2 protein-coding genes are annotated in these 1,263 nt (G+C 69.0%); both read right to left on the bottom strand.

Annotation, left to right across the window (positions count from 1 at the left end; translation table 11 throughout):
- Nucleotides 1–878: cache domain-containing protein (locus tag ACI2KI_RS17460; protein ID WP_404622062.1), on the bottom strand; the 878-nt coding region annotated here is incomplete at its 3' end.
- 183 nt (nt 879–1,061) lie between these two features.
- On the bottom strand, nt 1,062–1,263 hold a 202-nt coding region (locus tag ACI2KI_RS17455), incomplete at its 5' end, for a hypothetical protein (RefSeq protein WP_404622060.1).

Below are 1,263 nucleotides of genomic sequence, written 5' to 3'. Positions count from 1 at the left end.
TCCTCCTCGGCGGTGCGGGCCTTCTCGGCCTCGACGCGCGCACGCTCCTCCTCGGCGGCGGCGCGCTGGGCCGCCGCTTCCGCTTCCAGACGCTCATTGGCGATGGCCGCGTCGCGGAACACTTCCAGAGCCCCGGCCATGCGGCCGATCTCGTCATGACGCGCCAGCCCCGGAATGGCCGAAGCCTTGTCCCCGTCAGCCAGCTGCTTCATGCGGTCGGCCAGGGCCACGACCGGCCCGGCGACCGAACGCCCCAGCATCCAGCCGGCCACGCCCATGGCCGCAGCCACGGCCAGGGCCATCCCGCCCAGGGTCAGGGCGGCGCCGGCCACGGCCGCGACGATCTGATCCGTATAGACGCCCGAACCGATGACCCAGCCCCAGGGCTTGAAGGCCTTGACGTAGGAGACCTTGGACGCCGGTTCTTCCTGCCCCGGCTTGGCCCAGCGGTAGTTGAGGAAGCCCGCGCCGTCTCGGCGGGCGATTTCGGTCATTTCACGGAACATGAAGACGCCGTCGGCGTCGGTCTTGGCGCTCAGGTCCTGACCTTCCAACTGCGGGCTGAAGGGGTGCATGACCATGCGCGGCTGCATGTCGTTGACCCAGAAATAGTCGTCCTGGCCGTAGCGCAGGGCGCGCAGGGTCGATAGGGCCGCCGCCTGGGCCTGGGGCCGCGTCATGACGCCCGCCTGTTCCTGGGCCTGATAGTGGGACACGACGCTATGGGCGACCTCGACCGTCTTCCTGGTCCGGTCGGCGATCTCGGCGCGCATCACGCCGTCGAGCTTCATCAAGGAGAGGCCCGTCACCAGAAGCAGGCCGGCCACCGCCAGCACCGACAGCAGGTTCACCCTGCCGCCGATCGTCAAACTACGCATCGTCATATCCCCTGACTGTCAGGGGCAGAATGAAGAACCCCGGTAAACGCAGCGGAAAACCGGCGGTGCGTAGAAATCCCTGCGTACAATTCCCTATTGCCGCAACGTCAAGATGGATGGCCGCAGACAGAGGGACGCCGACGACGAGGAGCGCAAGCCGCCCCTCGTCGTCTCAGCCCGTGATCAGAACTCTTCCCAGCCGTCTTCAATGGGCTGCGCCTTGAGGGCGGCGCCGCCGCGGCCGACGGTCTTGAGTGCGGCGATGGTCTGGGCCACCGGCTCGGGCGTGCGGGCCACCGGCTGCGGAGCGCGGACCGGGGCCGGCTTCTTCGCGGCGACAGGCGCGGCGGCCTGACCGGTTCGGAAGCGCGACACCGAGGCGGCC

Source organism: Brevundimonas sp. NPDC046655 (assembly GCF_044901625.1).
Lineage (GTDB): Bacteria > Pseudomonadota > Alphaproteobacteria > Caulobacterales > Caulobacteraceae > Brevundimonas.
The sequence above is the reverse complement of the archived record's forward strand: the minus strand, read 5'-3'. Positions and strand labels throughout refer to the sequence as shown.